17 protein-coding genes are annotated in these 25,888 nt (G+C 72.5%); 6 read left to right on the forward strand and 11 right to left on the reverse strand.

The genetic code is table 11. The features are described from left to right. From FBY22_RS38740 to FBY22_RS38775, 8 genes are all read right to left on the reverse strand, one after another. Complete coding sequence (locus FBY22_RS38740; RefSeq protein ID WP_142152907.1) at positions 1–1,131, reverse strand: acyl-CoA dehydrogenase family protein; 1,131 nt, start codon at positions 1,129–1,131, stop codon at positions 1–3. Next, positions 1,131–3,035, reverse strand: a complete 1,905-nt coding sequence (locus FBY22_RS38745; RefSeq protein WP_142152909.1) for a biotin carboxylase N-terminal domain-containing protein — start codon at positions 3,033–3,035, stop codon at positions 1,131–1,133. The genes FBY22_RS38740 and FBY22_RS38745 overlap by 1 nt, the downstream gene beginning before the upstream one ends. An 8-nt stretch (positions 3,036–3,043) precedes the next feature. Further along, entirely contained in the window at positions 3,044–4,684 is a 1,641-nt protein-coding gene (locus FBY22_RS38750; protein ID WP_399212674.1) for an acyl-CoA carboxylase subunit beta, read from the reverse strand. After that, the gene (locus FBY22_RS38755) at positions 4,639–6,309 is read right to left on the reverse strand and encodes an acyclic terpene utilization AtuA family protein (RefSeq protein ID WP_142152913.1); all 1,671 of its coding nucleotides are present in this window, start codon (positions 6,307–6,309) and stop codon (positions 4,639–4,641) included. Before FBY22_RS38755 ends, FBY22_RS38750 begins: the two co-directional genes overlap by 46 nt. Then, complete coding sequence (locus FBY22_RS38760; protein WP_142152915.1) at positions 6,306–7,100, reverse strand: TIGR03084 family metal-binding protein; 795 nt, start codon at positions 7,098–7,100, stop codon at positions 6,306–6,308. The genes FBY22_RS38755 and FBY22_RS38760 overlap by 4 nt, the downstream gene beginning before the upstream one ends. A gap of 804 nt (positions 7,101–7,904) precedes the next feature. Further along, positions 7,905–8,840 carry a DMT family transporter gene (locus FBY22_RS38765; protein WP_142152917.1) on the reverse strand — a complete coding sequence of 312 codons (936 nt, stop codon included), beginning with the start codon at positions 8,838–8,840 and terminating at the stop codon, positions 7,905–7,907. A 116-nt stretch (positions 8,841–8,956) separates the two neighbouring features. Next, the gene (locus FBY22_RS38770; protein ID WP_399212677.1) at positions 8,957–10,960 is read right to left on the reverse strand and encodes an ABC transporter ATP-binding protein; all 2,004 of its coding nucleotides are present in this window, start codon (positions 10,958–10,960) and stop codon (positions 8,957–8,959) included. Between the two features lie 413 nt (positions 10,961–11,373). Beyond that, the gene (locus FBY22_RS38775; protein ID WP_142152919.1) at positions 11,374–14,361 is read right to left on the reverse strand and encodes an FAD-binding and (Fe-S)-binding domain-containing protein; all 2,988 of its coding nucleotides are present in this window, start codon (positions 14,359–14,361) and stop codon (positions 11,374–11,376) included. Positions 14,362–14,608: 247 nt separating this feature from the next. Here FBY22_RS38775 and FBY22_RS38780 point away from each other — a divergent pair, with 247 nt between their 5' ends. The 6 genes from FBY22_RS38780 to serC all read left to right on the forward strand — a co-directional run bounded on the left by FBY22_RS38780 (position 14,609) and on the right by serC (position 21,322). Further along, a complete protein-coding gene (locus FBY22_RS38780; RefSeq protein WP_142152921.1) occupies positions 14,609–16,384 on the forward strand; it encodes an ATP-binding protein in 1,776 nt (591 codons plus the stop codon). Further along, positions 16,381–16,800 carry a roadblock/LC7 domain-containing protein gene (locus tag FBY22_RS38785; protein WP_142152923.1) on the forward strand — a complete coding sequence of 140 codons (420 nt, stop codon included), beginning with the start codon at positions 16,381–16,383 and terminating at the stop codon, positions 16,798–16,800. The genes FBY22_RS38780 and FBY22_RS38785 overlap by 4 nt, the downstream gene beginning before the upstream one ends. Further along, positions 16,797–17,144, forward strand: coding sequence for a DUF742 domain-containing protein (locus tag FBY22_RS38790; RefSeq protein WP_142152925.1), 348 nt, complete (start codon positions 16,797–16,799; stop codon positions 17,142–17,144). The genes FBY22_RS38785 and FBY22_RS38790 overlap by 4 nt, the downstream gene beginning before the upstream one ends. After that, positions 17,125–18,369 carry a cytochrome P450 gene (locus FBY22_RS38795; protein WP_260845358.1) on the forward strand — a complete coding sequence of 415 codons (1,245 nt, stop codon included), beginning with the start codon at positions 17,125–17,127 and terminating at the stop codon, positions 18,367–18,369. Before FBY22_RS38790 ends, FBY22_RS38795 begins: the two co-directional genes overlap by 20 nt. 493 nt (positions 18,370–18,862) lie before the next feature. After that, positions 18,863–20,116, forward strand: a complete 1,254-nt coding sequence (locus FBY22_RS38800) for a cytochrome P450 (protein ID WP_142152927.1) — start codon at positions 18,863–18,865, stop codon at positions 20,114–20,116. 87 nt (positions 20,117–20,203) lie between these two features. Further along, positions 20,204–21,322, forward strand: a complete 1,119-nt coding sequence (gene serC / locus FBY22_RS38805; RefSeq protein WP_142152929.1) for a phosphoserine transaminase — start codon at positions 20,204–20,206, stop codon at positions 21,320–21,322. A gap of 76 nt (positions 21,323–21,398) precedes the next feature. Here serC and FBY22_RS38810 read toward each other — a convergent pair whose 3' ends face one another. The 3 genes from FBY22_RS38810 to FBY22_RS38820 form a co-directional block, all read right to left on the reverse strand. Next, the gene (locus FBY22_RS38810; RefSeq protein ID WP_142152931.1) at positions 21,399–22,997 is read right to left on the reverse strand and encodes an alpha/beta hydrolase; all 1,599 of its coding nucleotides are present in this window, start codon (positions 22,995–22,997) and stop codon (positions 21,399–21,401) included. A gap of 166 nt (positions 22,998–23,163) precedes the next feature. Further along, positions 23,164–24,693, reverse strand: a complete 1,530-nt coding sequence (locus FBY22_RS38815; RefSeq protein ID WP_142152933.1) for a cellulase family glycosylhydrolase — start codon at positions 24,691–24,693, stop codon at positions 23,164–23,166. A 109-nt stretch (positions 24,694–24,802) separates the two neighbouring features. After that, positions 24,803–25,783 (reverse strand): WD40 repeat domain-containing protein, encoded by a 981-nt coding sequence (locus FBY22_RS38820; protein WP_142152935.1) that lies wholly within the window; start codon positions 25,781–25,783, stop codon positions 24,803–24,805. Between the last annotated feature and the right edge of the window lie 105 nt (positions 25,784–25,888).

Consider the following 25,888-nt stretch of genomic DNA (forward strand, 5'->3'; position numbering starts at 1 on the left):
CTAGTACGACTTGGGCAGGCCCAGGGTCTGGTGGGAGACGTAGTTGAGAATCATCTCCCTGCTCACCGGAGCAATACGAGCCACGCGCGCCGCCGTTATCAACCGGGCGAGCCCGAATTCGCGGGTGAGGCCGTTGCCGCCGAGGGTGTGCACGGCCTGGTCGACGGCCTTCACGCAGGCCTCCGCGGCCGCGTACTTGGCCATGTTGGCCGCTTCGCCCGCGCCGACGTCGTCGCCGGAGTCGTAGAGGGCGGCGGCCTTCTGCATCATCAGGCGGGCGAGTTCGAGCTCGATGTGGGCCTGGGCGAGGGGGTGCGCGATGGCCTGATGGGCGCCGATGGGGGTCTTCCACACGGAGCGTTCGCGGGCGTAGGTGACGGCCTGGGCGAGGGCGTGGCGGCCCATGCCGATCGCGAAGGCGGCCGTCATGATGCGTTCGGGGTTGAGGCCGGCGAAGAGCTGGAGGAGTCCGGCGTCCTCGTCGCCGACGAGCGCGTCCGCGGGCAGGCGTACGTCGTCGAGGGTGAGCTCGAACTGCTTCTCCACGGCCTGCAGTTCCATGTCGATCGGGCGGCGCAGGAAGCCTTCGGTGTCACGCGGGACGATGAACAGGCAGGGCTTGAGGTTGCCGGTGCGGGCGTCCTCGGTGCGGCCGACGATGAGGGTGGCGTCGGCTATGTCGACGCCGGAGATGAAGACCTTGCGGCCGGTGAGGAGCCAGTCTGTGCCGTCGCGGCGGGCGGTGGTGGTGATGCGGTGGCTGTTGGAACCTGCGTCGGGTTCGGTGATGCCGAAGGCCATGGTGCGGGTGCCGTCGGCGAGGCCGGGGAGCCATTCCCGTTTCTGGGCGTCCGTGCCGAAGCGGGCGATGACGGTGCCGCAGATGGCCGGGGAGACGACCATCATGAGCAGAGGGCAGCCGGCGGCACCCAACTCCTCCAGAACGATGGAGAGTTCGGAAATTCCGCCGCCTCCGCCGCCGTACTCCTCCGGGAGGTTGACGCCGAGGTAGCCGAGTTTGGCCGCCTCTGCCCAGAGGGCTTCGCGGTCGTGGTCGCGGCCGTGGCGTTTGCCGAGGGCGGCTACGGCGGAGCGGAGGGCCTTGTGCTCTTCGGATTCGAGGAGGGTCATCAGGACTCCTTCTGGCTGCGGGTGGTCGGTGGCTGGTCGCGCAGTTCCTCGCGCCCCTGGGTCGGCTGCACGACCGCCAGCAGCCGGCCGACCGTCACTTGCTGTCCGACGGTCACCGGCAAGTCCGTGACCGTCCCCGTGGCCGGGGCGGTGATCTTGTGCTGCATCTTCATGGCCTCCAGCCAGAGCAGGGGCTGGCCGGCCTGCACCGCGGCTCCCACGGCCAGGCCGTCCGCCACCCTGACGACCGTGCCCGGCATGGGGGCCAGCAGGGACCCCGGCGCGTGCTGGGCGGTGGGGTCAAGGAAGCGGGGCAGGGCCCGCAGGGCGGACGCGCCCACGTACACCTCGTCGCCGTACCGCGCGACCTCGAACTTCCGCTGTACGCCGTCCACTTCGAGGACGACGAGGTCGGGAGAGGCGTGCACGACCCGGACGCCGTCGGCTTCCAGGCCCTCGCGGGTGTGCCGGTAGCGGACCTCGTGCTCCTCACCGGCCATCGCGTACCGCTTCAGCTGCGGCTGGGAGGGGACGTTGCGCCAGCCGCCGAAGCGGGAGGCTCCGTGGGCCTGGGAGAGGGCGGCGGCCAGCGGGGCGCAGGGGTCGGGCGCGGGGGTCGTCAGTTCGGGCAGGTGGCGGTCGTAGAAGCCGGTGTCCATGCGGCCGCTCGTGAACTCCTCGTGGCGCAGGGAGCGGACGAGGAGGTCACGGTTGGTGGCCGGGCCGTGGACGGCAGCGCGGTCCAGGGCGCCCGCCAGTGCGCGCAACGCCTCCGCGCGCGTGGGCGCGTGGGCGATCACCTTGGCGAGCATGGGGTCGTAGTGGACGCCGATGGTGTCGCCGTCGTCATAGCCGGTGTCCAGGCGGACGTCACCGGGGACGGCGAGGCGGTGCAGGGTGCCGGTCTGCGGTGCCCAGTCCGCCGCGGGGTCCTCGGCATAGAGGCGGGCCTCGACGGCGTGGCCGTGCGCGCTCGGCGGGTCGCTCGCGAGGGCGTGGCCTTCGGCGACGCGGATCTGCTCGGCGACCAGGTCGATGCCGAACACGGCCTCCGTCACCGGGTGTTCGACCTGGAGGCGGGTGTTCATCTCCAGGAAGTGCGCCCGGTCGCCGGCGACCAGGAACTCGACGGTGCCGGCGCCCACGTAGTCCACGGCGCGCGCGGCGCGTACCGCCAGCGCGCGCAGTTCCTCCGTGAGCCGCTCGGAGAGGCCCGGCGCCGGCGCCTCCTCGATCACCTTCTGGTGGCGGCGCTGCAGGGAGCAGTCGCGGGTGCCCAGCGTCCACACGGTGCCGTGGGTATCGGCGAGGACCTGGACCTCGACGTGGCGTCCACCCTCCAGGTACGGCTCGACGAACACCTCTCCGTCGCCGAAGGCGCTCGCGGCCTCGGCGCGCGCGGCCCGCAGTGCGGCGTCCAGCTCCTCCGCGCGGCGCACGATCCGCATTCCGCGCCCTCCGCCGCCCGCGGCCGCCTTCACCAGCACCGGCAGGTCGGCCTCGGTCACGTTCTCCGTGGCCATGGGGGCGATGCCCATGAGGTCCTTGGCGCGGGTCTTGGACGCCATCGCCTCGATAGCCTCCGGAGGCGGCCCGATCCAGATGAGTCCCGCGTCGAGGACCGCGCGGGCGAAGTCGGCGTTCTCGGAGAGGAAGCCGTAACCGGGGTGCACGGCGTCCGCGCCGGCGGCGACGGCGGCCTTCACGATCAGGTCGCCGCGCAGGTAGGTGTCCGCGGGCGCCGCGCCCGGCAGCCGTACGGCCGTGTCGGCCACGCGCGTGTGCAGGGCGCCTTCGTCGGCGTCCGAGTGCACGGCGACCGTCCGGATGCCCAGTTCACGGCAGGTGCGGAAGACGCGGCAGGCGATCTCGCCCCGGTTGGCGACGAGCAGAGTCGAAATCACGTGATCCCTCACATCCGGAAGACGCCGAAGCCGCCGCGCGCGCCCTCGTACGGTGCCGTGTGGACGGCCGACAGGCACAGGCCGAGGACGGTGCGGGTGTCGCGCGGGTCGATGACGCCGTCGTCGTACAGCCGCCCGGACAGGAACATGGGCAGCGACTCGGACTCGATCTGCTGCTCGACCATGGCGCGCAGCGCGGCGTCCGCGTCCTCGTCGTACGGGTGCCCCTTCGCGGCCGCCGACTGGCGGGCGACGATCGACAGCACGCCGGCGAGCTGCTGCGGGCCCATCACGGCGGACTTGGCGCTGGGCCAGGCGAACAGGAACCGGGGGTCGTAGGCGCGTCCGCACATGCCGTAGTGCCCGGCGCCGTAGGAGGCGCCCATGAGAACCGACAGGTGCGGCACCTTGGAGTTGGAGACGGCGTTGATCATCATCGCGCCGTGCTTGATGATGCCGCCCTGCTCGTACTCTTTGCCGACCATGTAGCCGGTGGTGTTGTGCAGGAAGAGCAGGGGGATGTCGCGCTGGTTGGCGAGCTGGATGAACTGGGCGGCCTTCTGCGACTCCTCGCTGAACAGCACGCCCTGGGTGTTGGCGAGGATGCCGACGGGATAGCCGTGCAGGGTGGCCCAGCCGGTGGCCAGGCTGGTGCCGTACAGCGGCTTGAACTCGTCGAAGTCGGAGGCGTCGACGACGCGGGCGATCACCTCGCGCGGGTCGAAGGGGGTCCTGAGGTCGCCGGGGACGATACCCAGCAGCTCGTCGGAGTCGTACTTGGGCGGCTCGGCCGGCCCCGGATCGCCGTACGCCTTGCGGTGGTTGAGGCGCGCCACCACGCGCCGCGCCTGGCGCAGGGCGTCCTGTTCGTCGACGGCGAAGTAGTCGGCGAGACCGGACACGCGCGCGTGCATGTCGGCGCCGCCCAGCGACTCGTCGTCGCTCTCCTCGCCGGTCGCCATCTTCACCAGGGGCGGTCCGCCGAGGAAGACCTTGGCGCGCTCCTTGACCATGATCACGTGGTCGGACATGCCGGGGATGTAGGCGCCGCCGGCGGTGGAGTTGCCGAAGACGACGGCGACGGTGGGGATGCCGGCGGCCGACAGCCGGGTCAGGTCGCGGAAGATCGCGCCGCCGGGGATGAAGATCTCCTTCTGGGAGGGCAGGTCGGCGCCTCCCGACTCCACGAGGCTGATGCAGGGCAGCCGGTTGGCGAGCGCGATGTCGTTGGCGCGCAGGGCCTTCTTCAGCGACCAGGGGTTGCTGGCGCCGCCGCGCACGGTCGGGTCGTTGGCGGTGATCAGGCACTCGACGCCCTCGACGACGCCGATCCCGGTGACGAGCGAGGCGCCCACCGCATACTCGCTCCCCCAGGCGGCGAGCGGCGACAGCTCCAGGAAGGGGGTGTCGGGGTCGAGGAGCAGCTCGATGCGTTCGCGGGCGAGCAGCTTGCCGCGCCCCCGGTGCCGGGCGACGTACTTCTCGCCGCCGCCCGCGAGGGCCTTGGCGTGCTCGGCGTCGAGGTCGGCGAGCTTGGCGAGCATGGCCTCGCGGTTCGCCCGGTAGTCGGGGCCGGCCGTGTCCAGGCCGGAGTTGATCACCGTCACAGCAGGTCCTCCGGGATGTCCAGGTGGCGGGAGCGCAGCCATTCGCCGAGCGCCTTGGCCTGAGGGTCGAAGCGGTGCTGGGCGGCCACGCCCGCGCCGAGGATGCCCTCGACGACGAAGTTCAGGGCGCGCAGGTTCGGCAGCGCGTGCCGGGTCACGGGCAGGTCCCGGCTTTCGGGGATCAGCTCCCGGAAGCGTTCCGTGGTCAGCTCGTGGGCGAGCCAGCGCCAGGCCGCCTCCGACCGCGCCCACACCCCCACGTTGGCGTTGCCGCCCTTGTCCCCGCTGCGGGCGCCGGCGACGAGCCCGAGGGGAGCCCGGCGGACGGGCCCGGCGGGAAGCGGCTCCGGCGCCTCGGGCTCGGGCGGGTCCGCGAGTACGAGGGTGTCGGGGGCCGGTGTCACGGCCACCCGGCGCCCGTCGTGCAGGACGGCCACGTGGTCGACGGTGTCCTGGGGGACGTACACGTCCTCGAAGACCCCGAAGGGCGTTCCCTTTCCGGGCGGGGCGAGCACATGGAAGCCGGGGTAACTGGCCAGCGCCAGCTCCACGGCCGCCCCGGTCAGCGCCCGGCCGACCAGGTGCTCGTCCGGGTCGCGCACGACGAGCCGCAGCAGGGCGCTCGCCGTCTCCTCCGTGTCCGCGTCGGGCCGGTCGGTGCGGGCCGTCTCCCAGCGCACGTCGGCGACCTTGCCGAGCACGGGCGCCATCTGCTCGCGCACCAGCGCGGCCTTCGCCTCGATGTCGAGTCCGGTGAGCACGAAGGCGACCTCGTTGCGGAAGCCGCCGAGGCGGTTGAGGCCGACCTTGAGGACGGGGGGCGGTGCCTCGCCGCGCACGCCCTCGACGCGGACGCGGTCGGGGCCGTCCTGGGTGAGGCGGACGGTGTCGAGGCGGGCGGTGACATCGGGTCCGGCGTACCGGGCGCCCGTCGTCTCGTACAGCAGCTGCGCGGTCACCGTGCCGACGTCGACGAGGCCGCCGGTGCCGGGGTGCTTGGTGATGACGCAACTGCCGTCCTCGTGGAGCTCGGCGAGCGGGAAGCCGGGACGGCGGACGTCGCCTTCCGTGAAGAAGGCGTAGTTGCCGCCGGTGGCCTGGGTCCCGCACTCCAGTACGTGTCCGGCGACGACGGCGCCCGCGAGCCGGTCGTGGTCGCCGGGCCCCCAGCCGAAGTGGGCGGCGGCGGGCCCGGTGACGAGCGCCGCGTCCGTCACCCGCCCGGTGACGACGACGTCCGCGCCGGCCCGCAGGCACTCGGCGATGCCGAAGCCGCCGAGGTAGGCGTGGGCGGCGAGGCTGTCCGGATGCAGGGCCTTGAGGTCGTCTCCCTCGACGTGGGCGACGCGGACGGGGATGCCGAGCCGGCCGGCCAGCTCCCGTACGGCGTCGGCGAGCCCGGCCGGGTTGAGGCCGCCGGCGTTGGTGACGATCCGGACGCCGCGCTCGTGGGCCAGGCCGAGGCACTCCTCCAGCTGGCGCAGGAAGGTGCGGGCGTACCCGGCGGCGGGGTCCTTGAGGCGGTCCCGCGCCAGGATCAGCATGGTCAGTTCGGCGAGGTAGTCGCCGGTGAGGACGTCCAGGTCGCCGCCGGTGAGCATCTCCCGCACGGCGTCGAAGCGGTCGCCGTAGAAACCGGACGCGTTGCCGACGCGCAGCACCGTCACGGGGCGTCCCCCTTCGCCTGGCGTCCCTTGCCCGGCGGGCCCGCGAAGGCCTGGGCGATGTCCAGCCAGCGGTCGGCGTCGGGGCCGGCGGCGCGCAGGGCGAGGTCGGAGCGGTGGGCCCGCTGGGTGACCAGCAGGCAGAAGTCGAGGGCGGGGCCGGTGACGCGGTCGGCGGCGTCCTCGGGGCCGTGGGTCCACAGCTCGCCGGAGGGGGCGGTCAGCTCGACGCGGAACTCCTCGAACGGCACGGGCATGCCGTGCACGCCGAAGGCGAAGTCGCGGGTGCGGACTCCGAGGCGGACGATGTGGCGGAGCCGGTCGGTGGGGGTGCGCTCGACACCGAGGGCGTCGGCGACGTCCATGCCGTGGGCCCAGGTCTCCATGAGACGGGCAGTAGCCATGGAGGCGGTGGACATGGGCGGCCCGTACCAGGGGAAGCGGGCGCCGTCGGGCGCGGCGCGCAGGGCCTCCTCCAGCGCCGTCCGTCCGGCCCGCCAGTCGGCGAGCAGCCGCTCGGGCGGCTTCCGCGCGCCCTCCTCCGCGCCCTCGTCCACGAAGTCCCCGGGCGCGGCCAGGGCCTTCTCGACCTCGCGGGAGAAAGCCTCGTGGTCGGTGACGGCCAGCACGGAGGAGTGGTCGGTCCACGCCAGGTGCGCGATCTGATGAGCGACGGTCCAGCCGGGGGCGGGGGTCGCGAGTGCCCACTGCTCGGGGCTCAACTCGGCCACGAGCAGGTCGAGTTCCTCGCTCTCCGCACGCAGGTCGTCGATGACGGGCGTCGGGTCAGCCATGGGGCGAGCATGGCAGCGCCCCAAGAAACAAGCAAGCATGCTTGCATTAATTTGTACGCCGGGTGCGGGCCGGCAGCCGGCGGGGGGACATCAGGCCTCGAAGGCCGGCGCGGGGGCGCCAGGCCTCGGGAGCCGGCGCCGGGGCGTCAGGCTTCGAAGGCCGGCGCCGGGGGCATCAGGGCGCGGGGAGCCACCGCCGGGCATGAGGCCTCAGGGACCACCGCCAGGGCATCAGGCCTCGAAGGCGCCGAGACGCCAGGCCCCGAGGGGCCACCGCCAGGCGCCAGGGCAGGTTGCCGGTCAGCAGGCTCGGGTTAACGGCGGCGACGACCCAGCCTGCCTGCTGCCCGGCAGCCCCGGGGGGCCACCGCCGGGCGTCAGGCCCCGGGGGCCACCGCCAGGGCGTCAGGCCCCGGAAGTCACCGCCGAGCATCAGGCTCCGGGCCCGTCAGGCCCCGAAGGTCACCGCCGGGGCATCGGGGGAAGGTCACCGCCGGGGCATCAGGCCCGGAGGCCGGCGCCGGGCCGTCAGACCCCTGGGCCACCGCTGGGACCGTCAGACCCCGGGGCCACCGCTGGGGCCGTCAGGTCCCGAAGGGCACCGCCGGGCGTCAGGCCCCGGAAGTCACCGCCGAGCATCAGGCCCCGGGGCCACCGCTGGGGCCGTCAGGCCCCGAAGGGCAGCGCCAGGCGTCAGGCCCCGGAAGTCACCGCCGAGCATCAGGCCCCGGAGGGCCGCCCCTGGGGCCGTCAGGCCCAGAAGGGCACCGCCGGGCGTCAGGCCCGGAAGCCGGCGCCGAAGCGTCAGGCCTCGGGGGCCGGTGTCGGCATCTTTGCCCTGCCTCGTCCCACCTGCGTCCTGACCGCGCCCATGCTCGCCGCGATGACCAGGGCGATCGCCGCGACCTGCACCGTGGACAGGGTCTGTCCGAGGACCAGGAAGCCGGCCGCGGCCGCGAGGGCGGGTTCCAGGCTCATCAGGATGGCGAAGGTGGAGGCGGGCAGCCGGCGCAGGGCCAGGAGTTCCAGGGTGTACGGCAGCACCGACGACATGATCGCGACCGCCGCGCCGAGCCCGACCGTCACCGGGTCGAACAGCCTTGAACCCGATTCGGCGATGCCCAGCGGGAGGACGAGCAGCGCCCCCACCGCCATGGCCAGCGCCAGCCCGTCGGCCTGCGGGAACCGTTGCCCCGTACGCGCGCTGAAGACGATGTACGTCGCCCACATGGCGCCCGCGCCGAGCGCGAAGGCCACGCCGACGAGGTCGAGGTCGCCGAAGCCCCCGCCGCCGAGGAGGAAGACACCGGCGAGGGCCAGGGCGGCCCACAGGGTGTTGATCGCCCGGCGGGAGGCCAGCACCGACAGGGCCAGCGGGCCGAGGACCTCCAGGGTGACCGCGGCGCCCAGCGGGATGCGGACGAGGGCCTGGTAGAACAGGCCGTTCATCGCGCCCAGGGTGACGCCGAAGACGATCACCGTGCCCCAGTCGGCACGGGAGTGGCCGCGCAGCCGGGGGCGGCAGAACAGCAGCAGCACGACGGCCGCCGCGAGCAGCCGCAGCGTGACCACGCCCAGCGCGCCGGCCCTCGGCATCAGGTTCACCGCGACCGCGGCACCGAACTGCACCGAGACGCCGCCCGCCAGCACCAGGCCGACCGGGCCGAGGGAGCCGCTCGGGCGCGGCGGACCGCCGACGGCCTGCGACGCGGCGGGGGTGGTCGTGCTGGAGCTGGTCACGGGCGGTCCAGGGGGCTCGGCTCGGGTTTCGTTCAGCGTGATGTACTGCCGAGTCCAGGCTAATAGCCTTTGTCAGGCCCGTAAACCTGCTATGCGGCTGTCCCGCATGATGGACCTCAGATGCCGGGCCAGGGTTCCTCGTCCCGGAAGAGGGGGCGCCCGTCGTCGAGGCTCACAGGGGCTGCGCCGGGGGCGTACCGGTCGTACGCGTACTGGTCGTAAGCGGCCTGCTCGTAGGGGTGCGCCGGTTCCTGCCAGGTGCCGTGCCCCTCCTGCATGTGGACCGCGGCCGGCTGCTGTTCCACGAACAGGGGCATGCGCAGCTCACCCGTGTCCATCACCGCGTTGTTCTGGGAGCGGTGCAGCCGCGCGTACGCGCCACCCCGCGCGAGCAGCTCCTCGTGCCGGCCGGTCTCGACGATCCGGCCCCGGTCGACGACCAGGATGCGGTCGGCGTCGGGGGCCAGGTTGAGATCGTGGGTGATCATGATGGTCGTGCGGCCGGCCATCAGGCGGCGCAGCGGCTTGACCACCCGACGGGCGGCCATGGCGTCGAGCCCGGTCGTGGGCTCGTCCAGGACGAGGACCGGGGAGTCGCGCAGGATCGCCCGCGCGATGGCGAGGCGCTGGAGCTGGCCGCCGGACAGCCGGGCCGAGTTGGGGTCGACCCGGGTGTCGTAGCCGTCGGGGAGCCGGACGATGAAGTCGTGCGCGTCCGCCGCCCGCGCGGCCTCCTCGATCGCGTGGTCGCTGGCGCCGGCGCGGCCGCAGGCGATGTTGGCGCGGACGGTGTCGTGCAGGACGAGCGTCTCCTGCGGCAGGAGCGTGACGTACTCGCGCAGCCGGGCCAGGGGGAGGTCCCGGACCGGTACGCCGTCCAGGAGTACGTCGCCCGCGTCCGGGTCGTAGAAGCGGAGCAGGAGTTTGGAGACCGTGGACTTGCCGGCGCCGCTCGGGCCGGTGACGATCACCAGCTCGCCGGGGGCGACGGTGAAGGACAGGCCCTGCAGGGCGACGGTGTCGGCGCCCGGGTAGGTGAAGGAGACGTCACGTACCTCGACGGCGCCGTCGGGGCGGCCGGTCACGGCGGCGTGGCGGGGGTCGGCGACCGAGGGGCGGACGTCCAGGATCTCGATGAGCCGCTCCGCGCCCGCGGTCGCGGCGGTGACCGTCAGACCGAGCTGGGCCAGACCCCGCACCGGGGGGTAGAGGTAGCCGAGGAAGGCGGAGAAGGCCAGCAACTGGCCCAGGGTCATCCGGCCGGTGGAGATCTCCCAGGCGCCGATGCCGATGACCGCGAGCACGCAGACGGTCTCGATGACGGCGACGAGCTGCTGGTACGCCTCGTTGAGGCGGGTGGAGCGGACCGAGGCGCGGAACCAGGCGTTCGCCTCCTCGCCCAGCCTGCGGCGTTCGGCGTCCCGTCGGTCGTACGCCTGGGTGAGCACGATGTTGGACAGGGACTCCCCGACGACGGAGGTGATCGCGCCGTCGGCGACCCGGCCGTCCCGCGACACGTCCTTGATGGAGCCGGAGAACCGGCGGGCCGCCAGCCAGAAGAGGGGGGCCAGGACGAAGGTGGCGGCGGCCAGGTCCCAGCGCAGCCAGAAGGCGGCGGCGGCGTAGAAGAAGGCGGAGAAGGCGGCGGACGCGGCGCCGACGAGACCGGAGACGACCATGGTCTCGATCGCCTCGACGTCACTGGTCAGCCGGGACAACAGGTCGCCCTGCCGGTGGCGTTGGAAGAAGTGCGGGGGCAACTGCTGTACGTGGTCGAAGACGTGCTCGCGCAGTCTCATCACGAAGCGTTCGGTGACCCAGGCGGCGAGGGAGTTGCCGGAGTAGGCGACGACCGCGCCGACCACCGCGACCGCCAGCCACGTCGCGGCCGGCCCCCAGAAGGCGGCCAGTGATCCCTTCTGCAGGGCGTTGTCGGTCAGGTCGCTGAAGACCAGGATCGCCTCGGTCTCGGCGACGGCGGCGAGCACGGTGCACGCCCAGACCAGCAGCAGCCAGCGGCGCAGCCCTCTGGTCAGCGGCCAGAAACGGCGGAACGCGGTACGGGCCGGAATCGTGGGGGTGCCGTACTCGTACTCCTCGTCGCCCTCGTCCATATCCATTTCACATTCCCTCCGCTTTCTGTCGCGAGAATTTGCCGCGGAAGTCGATGAATTCCGCAAGCAGAGAGGGCCGACGGAATACCGTCGACCCTCTCAGAACTCACTCAGTTGTGGTCGCCGCCGGGGATCGGCTTCGGCACCGGGGGCTTGGGGTGCTTCTTCTTGGGCTTCGGCAGCGGCGGGGGTAGCTGCTTCTTGGACTTCGGGGCAGCGGGGCGAGCTTCTTGAGGCTCATTCCGACTCCTAGTGTTTCGCAGTTCAGTGGTTCGGGAATTCCGCGTCCGGCTCCCCGACACCGGTGAACCTACACGCCCCACAACTCAAGCGACGGCAAAGTCGGCGATGGAATGGCAAGCAGGCGCTGTGAATACCTTGGAGAATCCTTGGAGCGCCCGCCGAACCTGAGAGTTCTCTTATGAACCTGAGAGGAACCTTTTGAAAGGACGCTCGTCGAGTCCCTCCGCCAGCACCTCCGCGAGGTGCCGAGCCCGCACTCCCGCCAGTTGCCGAAGCTGCGTGCGGCACGAGAAGCCGTCCGCCAGCACCACGGTTCCCTCCGGGGCCTCGCGGACGGCGGGCAGCAGCCGCTCCTCCGCGCAGGCCGCCGAGACCTCGAAGTGGCCCTTCTCGAAGCCGAAGTTGCCCGCGAGGCCGCAGCAGCCGCCGGTCAGTTCGCCGGTGAGCCCGGCGGCCTCGCGCAGCCGGCGGTCGGGGGCGTCGCCGAGGACCGCGTGCTGGTGGCAGTGGGTCTGACCGGTGACGGGACGGTCGAGGGCGGGCGGGGTCCAGTCGGGGGCGTACCGCTCCAGCGCCTCCGCGAAGGTGACGACCGAGGCGGCGAGGCGGGCCGCGCGCGGATCGTCGTGCAGCAGCTCCGGCAGGTCCGTGCGCAGGGCCGCGGCGCAGCTCGGCTCCAGGACGACGAACGCCGGGACGCTCTCGCCCAGCCGCGGGTCAAGGAAGGGGGCCAGCAGGTCCAGGGTGCGCCGCAACACCGTTCGTGCGCGGTCGAGTTGGCCCGTCGACAGGTATGTCAGCCCGCAGCAGACGCGGGCGCGGCGGAAGGTCAGCGGGTTCTCGCTGTACCCCCACGCCTCACCGTCGGGCGTCTGCTCCACCCCCGCCTTCCACTTGATCCGCGGCGGCTGCATCACCATCAGCCCGGCCGCCTCCAGGACACGCAGGGCCGCCTGCCCGACCTCCGGCGCGAAGTGCTCGGTGAAGGTGTCGGGCCACAGGGCGACGACGGGCGGGAAGTCGCCGTCGCCCTCGGCCGTGGGCCGGGCCTCCGCCGGGCCGCCCCGCTCCTTCCACTCGGCCGGCATCCACCGCGCCTGTTCCACGGTCCTGCGCCGCCACCACCGGCTGAACGTCTCGGTCGCGATCCGCGGCAGCTCCCGCTCGGGCGCGATCCCGCCCAGCCGCTTGGCGAGGGCCGCCGCCGGGCCCACCGAGGCGAGCGCGTTGACCAGGCCCGCCGTCCGTGTCCGCGTCACCCAGCGCAGCCACAGCGGCAGCCATCCCATGCTGTAGTGCGCGGCGGGGCGGCGCCGTCCCGCGTAGTGGTGGTGCAGGAACTCCGCCTTGTACGTGGCCATGTCGACCTCGACCGGGCAGTCGGAACGGCATCCCTTGCAGGACAGGCACAGATCGAGCGCGTCCCGCACCTCCGTCGACCGCCAGCCGTTCGTGATCACCTCGCCGGCCAGCATCTCGTGCAGCAGCCGGGCCCGCCCGCGGGTGGAGTGCTCCTCCGCGCCGGTCGCCCGGAAGGAGGGGCACATGACGGAGGTGCCGGCGGCGGAGGTCGTACGGCACTTGGCGACTCCCACGCAGCGTCGGACCGCCGCCGAGAAGTCGCCGCCGTCCGCGGGGTAGCCGAAGGCCACGTCGACCGGCTCGCGCGGCAGCACGGAGAAGCGGAGGTTGCCGTCGAGGGGCGCGGGACGGACCAGCATCCCGGGGTTGAGGAGGTCGTCGGGGTCCCAGACGGCCTTCGCCCGCTCGAAGAGGGCGACCAGTTCGGGGCCGTACATCTTCGGCAGCAGTTCCGCCCGGGCCTGTCCGTCGCCGTGCTCGCCGGACAGCGAGCCGCCGTGGGCCACGACGAGTTCGGCCAGCTCCTCGGAGAAGCGGCGGAAGCGGGCGACGCCCGCCCCGGTCAGGAGGTCGAAGTCGATGCGGACGTGGATGCAGCCGTCCCCGAAGTGGCCGTACGGCGTCCCGCGCAGGCCGTGGCTCGTCAACAGTCCCCGGAACTCCCGCAGATACGCGCCGAGCCGCGCGGGCGGCACCGCGCAGTCCTCCCAGCCGGGCCACGCCTCGGTGCCGTCCGGCATCCGCGTCGCCGTGCCGCTCGCGTCCTCGCGGATCCGCCACAGCGCCCGCTGCCCGGCCGGGTCGGTCACGATGAGCGAGTCCAGGACGTCGGCCGCCCGCACGATCGCCTCCGCACGCGCGCGTGCCTCGCCCGCCGACTCCCCTCCCGCCTCCACGAACAGCCACGCGCCGCCCCTCGGCAGCCCCGCCGACGCGGCGGGGACCAGATCCGCGGCCATCCCCTCCACAGTGAGCGGCCGGTACGGCAGCAGTCCCGCCGCGGCCTCGGCGGCGGCGCTCTCGTCCGCGTAGCCCAGCACGGCCAGCGCACGCGCGCGGGGTGCCTCGACGAGTCGTACGACCGCCTCCGTGAGCACCCCGAGGGTGCCCTCGCTGCCGCAGAAGGACCGGGCGACGTCGGCGCCCCTCTCCGGCAGCAGCGCGTCCAGCGCGTAGCCGGAGATACGGCGGGGCAGCTCCGGGTAGCCGGTCCGCAGCCGCGCCAACTCCCCCTCCACCAGCGCCCGCAGGCCCTGCGGCGCACCGGCCCACTCGCGCCCGAGCCGCAGCCGCTCGCCACGCGCGGTGACCACGTCCAGCTCCCGCACGCTGTCCGCGGTCGTCCCCCAGGCCACCGAGTGGGAGCCGCACGAGTTGTTGCCGATCATTCCGCCGAGGGTGCAGCGGCTGTGCGTGGAGGGATCGGGGCCGAAGCGCAGGCCGTGCGGTGCGGCGGCCTCCTGGAGGCGGTCCAGGACGAGCCCGGGCTGGACCACGGCCGTACGCGCCTCGGGGTCGACGGCCAGCAGGCGGTTCATATGGCGGGTGAAGTCCAGTACGACTCCGGTGCCGGTCGCCTGTCCGGCGATCGACGTGCCCCCGCCGCGCGCCACGACCGGCACCCCGCGCTCCCGGCACACCGCCAGCACGGCCGCCACGTCGTCCGCGTCCCGGGGCGCGACCACCCCCAGCGGGACGCGCCGGTAGTTCGACGCGTCCATCGTCGTCAGCGCCCGGGCCATGACGTCGAAACCGACGTCACCACGGACGGCCCCCCGCAGCTCCGCCTCGAGATCCGTCATGCCCCCAGCATGCATCCCACCACTGACAGTGACGACGGTTCTGTCCACCGGACGCTCACCGATGGGTGGACGGAAAGTGTGAACGGATTCCGAACCTTCCCAATTCGATCACGAACTCCCATATAGTGACCGCCAGTTGAGCACCAGGTGTCGCTCCTCGCTCAGCAGACGGACAGGCTCACGGCACGGACAAGGACAAGGACGACCGAGGACCCCCACCGGGGACCCCCGACCGAGGACCCGACTCATGACCGCCCCCCTCCAGCCCGGCGAACGTGCCTCCCTGCGCTCCCTCGCGCCCGTCCCCCTGCTCACCGCCGTGCTGGCCGCCCTCGCGGTGGCCGGCGCGGTCGCCCGGACGCCCCAGGCGCAGCGCGTGCCGGTCGCCCTCGGCGCGGGCGCCGGGGCCCTGCTGCTGTGCGTGGCCGTCGCCGTGGCCACCCACTCCGTCCGGACGGCCCGGATCACCCGCCGCCGGCTGGAGGCCGTCACCGCGGACACCGGGCGGCTGCTGCAGGACCGGATCCGGCAGAGCGCGGAGTTCGACCAGGAACGGGTGCGGCTGACCGAGGAGCTGACCCGGGAGCGCGCCCGCTACGCCGCCGAACTCGCCCAGGAGCGTGCCCGGTCGGCCGCCGCGATCGGTGCGGAGCGGGCGCGCACGGCCGCCGAGCACGCCGAGCTCACCGAACGGGCCCGGCGGGCCGAGCAGGAACGCGCCGCCGCGATCTCCGCCACCGCCAACGCGGCCGGCCGGATGCAGGCCCTGGCCACCGGGATGCTCGCCGACCTGCGCGCCATGGAGGAACGGCACGAGGACGAGGACGTCCTCGCCGACCTGCTCCACCTCGACCACCGCACCGCGCAGGCGGGCCGGATCGCCGACTCCGTCGCCGTCCTCGCGGGGGCGCGCTCCGGGCGCCGGTGGGCCCGTCCGATCGGCATGGAGTCGATCCTGCGGGGCGCGATGGGGCGCATCAGCGGCTACCGGCGGGTGCGCGTGCACTCGGCGTGCGAGGCCGCGGTCGCCGGACACGCCGCCGAGGGCGTCATGCACGCGCTCGCCGAACTCCTCGACAACGCGGCCAACTTCTCGCCGCCGACCGCCGAGGTGCACGTCTACGTCGAGGAGGTGCCGGCCGGGGTCATCCTGTCCGTCGAGGACAGCGGGCTCGTCATGGGCGACGTGCAGTTGCGCCGCGCCGAGCGCGCCGTCTCCGGTGACCTCGGCGGACTGGGCGGCCTCACCGGCACCCGCCTCGGCCTCGCGGTCGTCGGCCGCCTCGCCCTCAAGTACGGCCTGAAGGTCTCCTACCGCCCGTCCGCCCGCGGCGGCACCGGTGTGCTGATGCTGGTACCGCAGGACATCCTCGTACCGGAACAGCCCGCCGCGCCCGCGCCCGTCCCGCTCGCCCTCCCGGAAACCCCGCCGGAACCCGCGACGGAACCTCCGACGGGACGCCCGGTCGAGGGTGCGGAGTGGGGCGCCGGCGAGCGGACCGGGACCGGCGACACCGGGACGCCCAACTGGCCGTGGTTCGAGGGCGGTTCTCTCGGCGAGGGTTCGTGGCCCGGCGGCGTCGGCGCGACGCTGGTCCCCTACGGCGAGGAGTGGCCGGTGTCCTACGGGCACTCCACGTCGCTCGTCCCCGCCGAGACCCACCACCAACCCGCCTCCTCCGAGCAGAGTCCCCTGCCCGGCCACGAGGCCTCCGACCGGGGCGCGGGTCCCCTCCCCGAGGGCCTGCCCCAGCGGCGCCGTGGCCGCGCGCTCGCGGAGGTCGAAAAGGAGCGGGTACGCGCGCGTGCCGACGACGAGCCGCCGCGCCCCGCCGTCGTCTCCCTGGACGACCCGCTGGCCCGCGCCGCCCGCTTCAGCAGCTTCCAGCGGGCCGTACGCGGCTCGCTCTCCGACCTGGGGTCCGCGCCGGCGTGGGACACCGCCGCCCCCGCGGACCCGGCATCCGCCCCCGATCCGACCAGCACCTCCCGCCCCCACCCGGAAGGCAACGCCACCTCATGACCGGTACCGGCACCGGCGCGACCACTGTGGACGAGAAGCTCACCTGGCTCATCGAGGGGCTGCTGGAGCGCACCCCGGGGGCGCGGCACGCGCTCGTGCTGTCGCGGGACGGGCTGAAGCTGTGCCGGACACCGGAGCTCACCGTCGACCGGGCCGACCAGCTCGCCGCGATCGCCGCAGGCATCCAGTCGCTGGCGCACGGCGCGTCCATGGAGTTCGGGGACGGCAGCGGCGGCATACGGTCGGCGATGACCGAGTTCCACGGCGGCGTGCTGTACATCGTGGAGGCGGGGGACGGCGCGCACCTGGCCGTGCTCACGGAGGAGGACACGGACGCGGGACTGGTCGGGCACAACATGAGCGAACTCGTGGAACAGCTCGGCCCGCATCTGACCGCACAGCCCCGGACGTCATGAGCCGCCCCGGCAGGGACGACTCACCCGACCGCCTCTACACCCTCACCCAGGGCCGCGCCCGCTCCGCGCCGGACAGCCCCTTCGACCTGGTGACCCTCGTGGTCGCCGAGTGCGACCCGGCGCCCGGCATGCAGTCGGAGCACGTGACGATCCTGCGCGCGGCCCAGCGCCCCATCGCCGTGGTGGAGTTGGCGGCCGAGCTGCGGCTCCCCGTCGGCATCACCAAGATCCTCCTCTCCGACCTCCTCGCGTCGGGCCGCGTCAGTGCCCGCCACCCGAGGAAGGCCGCCGTCATCGACCCCGACGTCCTGGAACAGGTGCTCGTTGGACTCCGCAACCTCTGACGCCCGCATCCCCTCGGGTGCGACCGTCCCCGTACCGCTCGGTGGACCAAGGTTCCAGACCGAACCGGCCCGGCTGTACCGCGAGATGCGGCGCGAGCACGGTGCCGTCACCCCGGTCGTGCTCGACGGCGGCGTACCGGCCTGGCTGGTGCTGGGCTATCGCGAGCTGCACCAGGTCACCGGCGATCCGGTGCTGTTCAGCCGGGACTCCGGGCTGTGGAACCAGTGGGACCGCATCCCCGCCGACTGGCCGCTGCTGCCGATGATCGGCCGCGGGCAGCCCTCGATCCTCTACACCGTCGGCGAACGCCACCGCGAGCGCGCCGCGATGATCGGCGACGCGCTGGAGGCCGTCGCCCCTGCCGAACTGCGCGGCCACGCCGAGAAGTTCGCCGATGAACTCATCGACGCGGTGTGCGGGCGGGGCGAGGCGGACGTCGTCGCCGAGTACGCCATGCTGCTGCCGGTGCGCGTCCTGGCCCGGCTCTTCGGCTTCCCCGACGAGCAGGGGCCGGGTCTGGTGACCGCCCTGAACGACATGATCGACGGCCGGGAGCGGGCGCTCGCCGGGCAGACCCACCTGGCCGGCTCCATGGCCCGGCTGGTGGCCGAGCGCAAGGCCCGCCCCGCCGACGACGTGGTGTCGAGGATGCTCGCCGACCGCTCGGGCTTCGGTGACGAGGAGATCGTCCAGGACCTCATGGTGATGATGGCGGCCGGCCACCAGCCGACGGCCGACTGGATCGGCAACTCGCTGCGCCTGATGCTGACCGACGAGCGTTTCGCGGCCTCCCTCTTCGGCGGCCGCAACAGCGTCGCCGACGCCATGAACGAGGTGCTGTGGGAGGACGCGCCCACGCAGAACGTGGCCGGCCGCTGGGCCGCTCGCGACACCCAGCTCGGCGGCCGCCGCATCCGCGCCGGCGACCTGCTGCTGCTCGGGCTGCAGGGTGCCAACTCCGACCCGCAGGTGCGCACCGACGGCTCCGCGCTCACCGGCGGCAACAGCGCGCACTTCTCCTTCGGGCACGGCGAGCACCGGTGCCCGTTCCCGGCGCAGGAGATCGCCGAGGTCATCGCGCGCACCGGCATCGAGGTCGTGCTGGACCGCCTGCCCGACATCGACCTGGCCGTCCCCGCCGAGTCCCTGACCCGCCGCCCCTCCCCCTGGCTGAGAGGCCTCACCCGCCTCCCGGTCCGCTTCACCCCGGTCCCCACCCTCTGACCCACCCCCGCCACAGCGACCCAAGCCCCACCCTTCGACCACCACCGCCCGCCCCCACCACCCGGCGCCCCAAGCTCCACCCCTCGACCACGACCGAAGCCCTGCCGGCGACCCAAGCCCCGCCCCTGGACCCCCTCTGCCGCCGACCGGCCCACCCGGCCCGGCCGCCGATCCCGTACCCGCCCGCCCCCGACCGCCAGACCCCGGCGCCGACCGCGACCCGGCCCACCCCCTCGACCACGACCGAAGCCCTGCCGCCGACCGGCGACCCAAGCCCCTCGCCCCCCTGCCACCGACCGGCCCACACGACCCGGCCCCCGATCCCGTACCGCCCGCCCTCGCCCGCCAGACCCCGGCGCCGACCGTGACCCACCTCGCCCCCGCCCTCACCCACCGGACCCCGGCGCCCACCGTGACCCACCTCGCCCCCGGCCCCGCCCCGCAATCGAAACCCACGTGCGCCATTCCCGACCCCCCTGCCCAGGAGGCCCGTATGACGACGACCGGTGTTGAGCAGAGCCGTGCGGAGGAGACGCGTATCGCGCTCGATCCGTTCGTGGGCGATCTGGACGGCGAGAGCGCGCGGCTGCGGGCGGCGGGGCCGCTGGCCGCCGTGGAGCTGCCCGGTGGCGTGCCCGTCTGGGCGGTCACCCGGCACGCCGAGGCCAAGCAGCTGCTCACCGATCCGCGTCTGGTGAAGGACATCGGCATCTGGGGCGCCTGGCGGCGCGGCGAGATCCCGCCGGACTGGCCGCTCATCGGTCTCGCCAACCCGGGCCGCTCCATGCTCACCGTGGACGGCGCCGACCACCGGCGGATGCGCGCGCTGGTCGCCCAGGCGCTCACCCCGCGCCGGGTGGAGGAGATGCGGGGCCGGATCACGGAGCTGACCGAGCGGCTGCTCGACGACCTCGCCGCGGCGGCCACGGACGGTGTCGTCGATCTGAAGGCCGCTTTCGCCTACCCGCTGCCGATGTACGTCGTGGCCGATCTCATGGGCATCGCCCCGGCACGCCTGCCCCGCCTGAAGGAGCTCTTCGAGAAGTTCTTCTCCACCCAGACCCCGCCCGCCGAGGTCGTCGCCACCCTCACCGAGCTCGCGGGCATCATGGCCGGCACGGTCGCCGCCAAGCGTGCCGAGCCGGGCGACGACCTGACCTCGGCGCTGATCCTGGCCTCGGAGAACGGCGACCACCTCAGCGACGAGGAGATCGTCTCCACGCTCCAGCTGATGGTCGCGGCCGGCCATGAGACGACGATCTCGCTCATCGTCAACGCGGTGGTCCAGCTGTCACTCCATCCGGATCAGCGGTCCCTGGTGCTGTCCGGCGCGGCCGACTGGTCCCAGGTCACCGAGGAGACCCTGCGCCACTCCACCCCCACCTCCCACGTCCTGATCCGCTTCGCGACCGAGGACGTGCGGGTCGGCGACAAGGTCCTCCCGGCGGGCGACGCGCTGATCGTGTCGTACGCCGCCATCGGCCGCGACGAGGAGGCCCACGGCCCGACCGCCGGGGCCTTCGACATCACCCGGACCTCGCAGAACCGTCACATCAGCTTCGGTCACGGCCCCCACGTCTGTCCCGGAGCCGCCCTCTCCCGCCTGGAGGCCGGGATCGCGCTGCCCGCCCTGTACGGCCGCTTCCCGGACCTCGACCTGGCGGTACCCGCCACCGAACTGCGCAACAAGCCGGTGGTGACCCAGAACGACCTGTTCGAACTGCCGGTCCGGCTCACGCTCTCGTAGATCACGACGAGTCCACGGGCCGGAGAACTCGTCTCATCGAACGGACACGTTTCCGTGCGGTTTCGCCGAGGGGATACGCTCCGGCTCGTGGCTGAGATCCAGATTCCCGCTGACATCAAGCCCGCCGACGGACGTTTCGGCGCGGGCCCCTCCAAGGTGCGGACGGAAGCGCTGGACGCGCTGGCCGCCACCGGTACGTCCCTCATGGGGACCTCCCACCGCCAGGCTCCGGTGAAGAACCTGGTCGGCAAGGTCCGTGAGGGCATCTCCGAGCTGTTCTCCCTGCCCGAGGGCTACGAGGTGATCCTCGGCAACGGAGGCTCGACGGCCTTCTGGGACGTCGCGACGCACGGGCTGATCGAGAACAAGTCCCAGCACCTCAACTTCGGCGAGTTCAGCTCCAAGTTCGCCAAGGCCGCCAAGCTGGCCCCGTGGCTGGCCGAGCCGACCGTGATCGCCTCCGACCCGGGCACCCACCCGGAGCCGCAGGCCGAGGCGGGCGTCGACGTCTACGCCTTCACGCACAACGAGACCTCCACCGGTGTCGCCATGCCGATCAAGCGCGTGGCCGGCGCCGACGAGGGCGCCCTGGTCCTGGTCGACGCCACCTCCGGCGCCGGCGGCCTGCCGGTGGACGTCGCCGAGACGGACGTCTACTACTTCGCCCCGCAGAAGTCCTTCGCCTCCGACGGCGGCCTGTGGATCGGCGTCTTCTCCCCGGCCGCGATCGAGCGCGCCGAGCGGATCCACGCCTCCGGCCGCCACGTCCCGGAGTTCTTCTCGCTGCCGACGGCGATCGACAACTCCCGCAAGAACCAGACGTACAACACCCCGGCGCTGGCCACCCTGTTCCTGCTGAACCAGCAGCTGGAGTGGATCAACGGCCAGGGCGGCCTGGACTTCGCGGTGCGCCGCACCGCCACCTCCGCGCGCACGCTGTACGGCTGGGCGGAGGACGTGAAGTTCGCGACGCCGTTCGTCGCCGACCCGGCCAAGCGCTCCCAGGTCATCGGCACGATCGACTTCTCCGACGAGGTCGACGCGGCCGCCGTCGCCAAGGTGCTGCGCGCCAACGGCATCGTCGACACCGAGCCCTACCGCAAGCTCGGCCGCAACCAGCTGCGCGTCGCGATGTTCCCGGCGATCGACCCGGCGGACGTCGAGGCGCTGACGAAGTGCATCGACTACGTGATCGAGAAGCTGTAACCGCTGCCACCCGGCACGACGACGCACGACGACGAAGGGCGCCCGGCGAACACCGGGCGCCCTTCTCGCACTTCGCTCAGCCGCGGAAGCCGAGCATGCCGTGCAGCGCCTCACCGCGCGCCCCGGCGGCCGGCTGCTGCGCCGTCAGCGCGGACTTCGCCGTGCTCAGCGGCTTCGGGTCGGCCGTCTTCTGGCAGACCGCGTCGGCCGTGCCGTGCCCGCGCGGGACCGTGCCGTCGGTCAGGTACTTCGCCAGGTACTTGTCCAGGCAGGCGTTGCCGCTCAGCGTGATGCCGTGGTTGCCGCCGCCCTGCTCGACGACCAGGCTGGAGTGCTTGAGCAGGCGGTGGACGGTGACACCGCCCTGGTACGGGGTGGCCGCGTCGTTCGTCGCCTGGAACAGCAGCACCGGCGGCAGCTTGGAGTTGGCGACGTTCACCGGCTTCAGCGACTTGGTGGGCCAGAACGCGCACGGCGCGTTGTACCAGGCGTTGTTCCACGCGTTGAAGGGCGCCTTGGCGTACACCGCCCAGTTGTCCTTCTGCCACTGCTTCCAGTCCCGCGGCCAGGGCACGTCCCGGCACTGTACGGCCGCGTACACGCTGTAGCCGTTGTCACCGGAGGCGTCGATGGCGGCGAAGTTCTGGTACGCCGTCACCAGCGGTGCGGAGTTGTGGTCGTTGACGTACGCGGCGAACGCCTGGGCCAGGTAGGGCCAGTAGCCGTTGTAGTAGCCGCCGGGCAGGAAGGTGTCCTCCAGCTCCGCCGCGCCCACCTTGCCGCCCGCGGGCGTCTTGGCGAGTTCGGCCTGCATCGCGTACCACTTGGCCTCGATCTTGGCCGGGTCGGTGCCGAGCTTGTACGTCGAGTCGTACTTGGCGATCCACGCCATGAGTGCCTTGTGGCGGGCGTCGAAGGCGTAGTCCTGGCCGATGTTGTCGTCGTACCAGACCCCCTCGGGGTCGACGATCGAGTCCAGGACCAGGCGGCGCACCTGGTGCGGGAAGAGCTTGGCGTAGACCTGGCCCAGGTAGGTGCCGTAGGAGTAGCCGAAGTAGTTGATCTTCTTGGCGCCGACGGACTTGCGGATCGAGTCCATGTCCTTCACGGCGCTGATCGTGTTGATGTACGGCAGCACGTCCGCGTACTTGCGGCCGCAGGCGGCGGCGAAGGACTTGGCGCGCTCCAGGTTGGCCTTCTCGATGGCCGGGCTGGTGGGAACGCTGGCCGGGCGGACGGGGTTGAAGTAGCCCGGCTTGCAGTCGAGGGCGGGCTTGCTCTCGCCGACACCGCGCGGGTCGAAGCCGATGACGTCGTACTGGGCCGCGACCGCCTTGGGCAGCGAGGAGGCGACGAAGGGGGCGAGGCTCAGCCCGCTGCCGCCGGGGCCGCCGGGGTTGACCAGCAACGGGCCCTGGAACTTGGTGGCGGTGTGCGGGACCCGGGTCAGGGCCAGGGTTATCTTCCGGCCCTGCGGCTTGGCGTAGTCGAGGGGCACCTTCACCGTCCCGCACTGCAGGGTCGGGGAGTCGTCCGTGCCGCACTTCTTCCAGGTGACCTTCGCCGGCTGGAAGGAGGGGGCGGAGGAGGAGGGGCTGGCCTCGGCGGGAACCGCCGTGACCGATCCGGCAAGGACGACCGCCGTGCCGCACAGCACGGCTGCGCTTCTTCTCATGAAGTTCCCTCGCGAGATGGGGGGTTGGAGGACCGGAAAGTTCACGGTCCTGTCCGGATCCTTTCGAAGAAGCGCCAACAGAAGGAACAACTTGCGTAAAGATTTGAAAATCCTGTGATCTGGAGGCGCCCGCTCCCTCCATGGGCGCCCCCGTCACACACGGCCCCTACGACGCCGTACAGCTCACCGTCGGCACGCTACCGCCGCCGGGCGCGCCTCCGAACCCGAACGTCGCCGAACTCCCCGCCGCGAGGCCGCCGTTGTGCGCGGCGTTGGCGGCGGTGACCGTCGAACCGGTCTGCGTGTAGGAGGCGTTCCACATGTTCGTGACCTGCTGCGACCCGCTCCAGGTCCAGGTCACCTTCCACGAACCGATCGCCGTGGTACCGGTGTTGGTCACCTTCACCTCGGCGTTGAACCCGCTCCCCCAGTCGCTGCTGACGGTGTAGGAGGCACTGCACGCGGCGGTGCTCCCGCCACCGCCACCACCGCCGCCTCCGCCACCGCCGCCCGTGCCGGTGCCCGGGAACAGCGGCGCCTTGACGCTCGCCAGATACCCGTCCTTCACGGTGTCCACGGTCTGCCAGTCGTCCTTGAGGATCCCCCCGGTGTCACCGGAGTTGGGGTTCCAGGACCAGAAGGTCCAGCTGAAGGAGTCCGCGCCGTACGTCGACGTCGGGCGCAGGTAACTCACCAGTGCGGCCAGCCACTTCTGGTCGGTCGTGGAGGCCAGCGTGGTACCGAACTCGCCCACCCACACCGGCGCGATGTTCTGCTTGAAGATGTAGCCCCAGTACTTGTCCCAGACGCCCGGCATGTTGCCGGGGAAGGACGGGTCGCTGAACCAGGGCTGCTGGGCGACGCTGGTGGCGTAGTCGTGGGCGGAGTACACCACCCGGTTCGCCACGCTCAGTTGGACCGGGTACTGGGCGACTCCCATGAGGTTGCCGCCCCACCACCCCGAGACACCGTTGAACGTCTGCACGCCCTCGACGAAGATCAGCAGGTCGGGACTGACGGAGAGCACCGCGTTCCCGGCGCGCTGGGCGGCGAGCCGCCAGTCGGTCGCCGTGTCCCCGCAGCCCCAGCAGGCCGGATCGTGCGGCTCGTTGTGCAGGTCGATGCCCACCACCGTGTCCTGGCCCTTGTAACGGGCGGCCAGCGCCTTGAGGTTGGCGATCCACGTCGACTCGGGGACCGCCGAGGTGTACCAGAGCGCCGACTGGCCGCCGGAGTCCGGGCGGTGCCGGTCGAGGATGACCTTGAGCCCGTCCTGGCCGGCGTAGGCGACTAGCTTGTCCATCACCTGGAGGGAGTTGAGCCCCTGCAGGTCGGCGTTCTTGCCGCTGCTGAAGTCGATGCTGGTGGGGACGGTGGAGGACTTGAAGATGTCGTCGCTGTAGGGCAGCCGGATGGTGTTGTAGCCCAGCGATCTCATCTGGTCGATCATGGACTTGTAGTCGCGGGACCACAGGCCGTGGGGGACGTAGTTGCCGGTCTCGAAGCCGAACCAGTTGATCCCGGCGATCCGGACCGGCTGCCCGGCCGCGTCGAGGATCTGACGGCCACTGGTGTGCCAGTACCCGGCGCCGGCCGCCTCGGCCGCCGCGTCGGCCGGTTGGACGCCGACACCGGCCAGCGGCAGCACAAGCGCTGCGGCCACCGCGCACAGCGCTCTACGCAGGCTGCGGAACATGTCGCTGCTTCCTCCTCGGGAGGCACGGGCCCGAAACGAGTGGGAGCGCTCCCACAACCCGGTGCCTCCATGGAAGCCACGTCACATGAGCACGTCAAGTACTACGACGTCACCGGCGCCGGAACAGCCGCCGCGCGCCGAACGCCAGCGCCGCCACCACGACCACGGCCAGGGCGCCGACCTTCAGGTTGCCACCCGAGTTTCCGCCGTCGCTGCCGGAGGCGCTCGAACTGCCGCCGCCGGAGGGCGTCTTGGCGGCGGCGGCACCGCCGGGGGCTTCCTTGGCCTGGACGGGACTGTCCGCGCCCTCACTGCCGTACATCAGCCGGGTCCCGTCGGGCGAGTAGCTGACGGACTCCCCCTGCCGCTGCAACGGCACCTCCAGCCGGCCCTTGCGCTTGATCCTGCCGCCGTTCCAGTCGTAGTAGATGCCCCCGAAGTAGCCGCGCACGGCGAGCTGCTTGCCGTTCGGGGAGATGGCGGCGTCCGTGGCCCAGAGGTCGACGGTGGCGACGGGTCGGAAGTAGTTGGTGCCGGAGGCGGAGAGCTCGGCAGGGCCCTCGAACAGGTGCCCGCCGTTCTCGTTCTTGTCGATGATGTACACGCGCCCGGTCTTCGGGTCGACGACCAGCGACTCGGCGTTGCGGGCGCCGTCGGTGTACTTCACGACGTACTGCGTGGCCCGCACGGTCTGGTCGACGAGCTTCTTCGGCTCGGGCAGCCGGTAGATCCACACGTACGGCCAGTTGCCGCCGAGGTTGTCGCCGATGTCGCCGACGTAGATCTGGTCGTCCGGCCCGATGGAGATGGCCTCGACGTCGCGGGGTGAGCCGATGCCGCTGAGGGCGACGCGGGCGACCGTCCTGCCGGAGGCGCTGTCGACCGCGTAGATGTACGGCCCGTCGCTGCTGTCGTTGTGGGTCCAGTAGATCCCGGGGTGCAGGTGGGAGGCGGCGAGTCCGCTGGACTCGGTGATCCGGGGGTCGGAGATCGTGAACCCCTTGTCCCCCTTGCCGTCGGCGGCGGAGGCGGGCACGGCGAAGGCGCCCACGAGCAGGACCCCGGCGAGTAGAGCGAACGGTCGACGCATGCCCCAAGCCTGCCATCCCCGCCGGTGGTTCACGGGGCGGGCCGACCGCCGCAGCGACGGGTGGCGGGCCTCACACCCCGGCCGTCCCATTGATCCCTCCCGCAT

Source organism: Streptomyces sp. SLBN-31 (assembly GCF_006715395.1).
Lineage (GTDB): Bacteria > Actinomycetota > Actinomycetes > Streptomycetales > Streptomycetaceae > Streptomyces.